1 protein-coding gene is annotated in these 2,529 nt (G+C 51.6%); it reads right to left on the reverse strand.

Going from position 1 to position 2,529, the window contains the following annotated elements:
* Positions 1–447: 447 nt before the first annotated feature.
* On the reverse strand, positions 448–2,268 hold the full coding sequence (locus tag NG833_RS27825) for an asparagine synthetase B (protein ID WP_254568517.1): 1,821 nt from the start codon (positions 2,266–2,268) through the stop codon (positions 448–450).
* Between the last annotated feature and the right edge of the window lie 261 nt (positions 2,269–2,529).

The raw sequence follows: 2,529 nt of genomic DNA on the forward strand, positions 1-2,529 counted from the left end.
GGGGACCGGATTATCCCCCTTTGTAAGGGGGGGACTGGATTATCCCCCCTAGCCCCCCTTTTTAAGGGGGGGACCGGATTATCCCCCTTTGTAAGGGGGGGACTGGATTATCCCCCCTAGCCCCCCTTTTTAAGGGGGGGGGACCGGATTATCCCCCTTTGTAAGGGGGGGACTGGATTATCCCCCCTAGCCCCCCTTTTTAAGGGGGGGACCGGATTATCCCCCCTAGCCCCCCTTTGTAAGGGGGGGACCGGATTATCCCGCCGTCAAAAATTAGGACACGGCATTGCCGTGTCCCTACGAGTGACCCTCGCTATGAAATATATTTAAGCCCCCCTTTCAAAGGGGGGTTTGGGGGGATGATCCTCAGCCCCCCTTTCAAAGGGGGGTTTGGGGGGATGATCCTCAGCCGAGTGGCGTTCCAAAGGGGGGTTTGGGGGGGTGTAACTACTGTAGGCTTCGCAGCCAATAAGCGAAGAGCAAAGTCCGTTCTAAGTTGATAATATCCCCCGAAGAAATCGGTTGCGGTGATGTCAACAAGGCCAATAAGCGATCGCAATTTACATAGTCCGACAACCCGGGCGTATTTTGCAACAAATCCCCAATCCAAATGTCCACCATATCCCGCATCATCGGGGAATAAGTATCTTGAAAATGAAACACTTTTTTCGGTCGCTGAAGAATCTGTTGGGGCAACTTTTCTTGCATCGCTTCACGCAAGATATTTTTATTCACCAACCAAGGTACTGGGGGAATCGCAATCAGATAATTGACTAAGCGCAAGTCGAAAAATGGGTGATAGTGTTTAATCGCTACGCCGGTGTAACTCGGCTCTAAAGTTTCAAATAAATTCGACCAAAACGGCGACTGTGCCATGCCGTACCGAGAGATTTTATCTACAGAGTCATCGCCGATTTCTCGCTGTCGCGCCGGTAAATCTAAGCGCCGCGAAAAGCTCGGTTCTACCCAAGTGGGAAATGACTGTTTTGTCCGGCTAATTTTGCGCCAATATCCCAGGCCGCGCCGCCAATAAAATAAGGGATGTCGGTATAAGGATATGGCGTGGAATTGTACGGCTAACCACTGGGCAAATAGGCCATGTTTGAACCATTCTAACCAGAAAAATTCCCCAAATCGCAATCCCGGATCGCCCCCAAATCCGGTGAGGACGACGGGTGCTTTGGCCGCACAATTTTTGGCGAGTTCGAGTTGGGAATTGCGGGCGGGAATGCCAACAGCCGGTTCGGGAATGGGAGTTTCTGGGTATTTTGGCGGGATGGCGGAAATGTAACCGGAACCGTCGAGAACGTGAATGGGAATGCCGATATGTTTGGCGACCATCGCTGCATAGGTGTCTTCTTCCGGCATCATCGATTGATCGCTCATTGTAAAGGAGTGAAACTCAAACGGTTTCCCCCTTTCTTCTAACACTTGATAGGCGGTGGCAGCGACACTGGTCGAATCCATGCCGCCACTAATATGAGTGGTAACGGTCGCCGACCTCAAGCGGTCTGCCACTGCCTGCTGAAATAGTTCGGCAAAATGTTCCACATATTCCTCTTGTCGCCGATAGCGAATTAACGGCAAACAGCGGGGTAATTGCCAATAGGGTTGAATTTCTAGTTTTCCCCGCGTCCAGGTTAATGTATGGGCGGGAGGCAAGCGACGAATATCGGCAAAACTGGTGGTGTCCCATGCCATGTTCATGTTAAATAGCAAGAAATCTCCGATCGCCCGTTGGTTTAATTTCGCCGTAACCCCTGGATGCAGACGAATGCAGTTGAGGGTATTGCTGCAAATCAGAGTTTTGTCAATTCGGGCATAGTAAAAAGGCACGATGCCAAAGTGGTCTCGGGCGCAAAATAGCCGTTGCTTGGTATCGTCCCAAATAATAAAGACAAAATCTCCCATGAGATGCTCGACGCAAGCGGTATCCCACAGTTGATAAGCGTGTAAAATCAGTTGGGCGTCGGAGATGTTCTCGGCAACTGGGCAACCTCGATCGCGTAATTTTTGCCGCAAGTTGGCGCGATCGTCGATGCGGGCGTCGGCAACAATCCACTGGGAGTCCCCTTCGGGTACACTCAAGGGTTGGCGATCGCTTTGTGCGGTAGTTCGCAACAGAGTATGTCCGAGTCCCACAGAACCCTGACACCACACCTGTTGGGCGTCCGGGCCGCGAAATCCCAGAGATTCGGTCATTTGATTTAAAAGCGGGCGATCGCATGGACTGCGATCTTCTTTGACAAGACTGACAATGCCACTCATGGATTAGACTGTTTTAATAAAGTTCTACGATGAAACCAGATTCTTAAGCCCCCCTTTCAAAGGGGGGTTTGGGGGGATTTGATTTAGCCTCAGAAGAATCCCCCCAAGCGTCCCCCCTTTGAAAGGGGGGAGACCGGAGTCCCCCAAGCGTCCCCGATCGTTGGGGGTCAGACCGAATCCTCTTAAGTCCCCCTTTGAAGGGGGGAGACCGAATCCTCTTAAGCCCCCCTTTCAAAGGGGGGTTTGGGGGGATTTGATTTA

Origin of the sequence: Oscillatoria sp. HE19RPO (assembly GCF_024220515.1) — a bacterium.
In the GTDB taxonomy this organism is placed as follows: domain Bacteria; phylum Cyanobacteriota; class Cyanobacteriia; order Cyanobacteriales; family Laspinemataceae; genus Laspinema.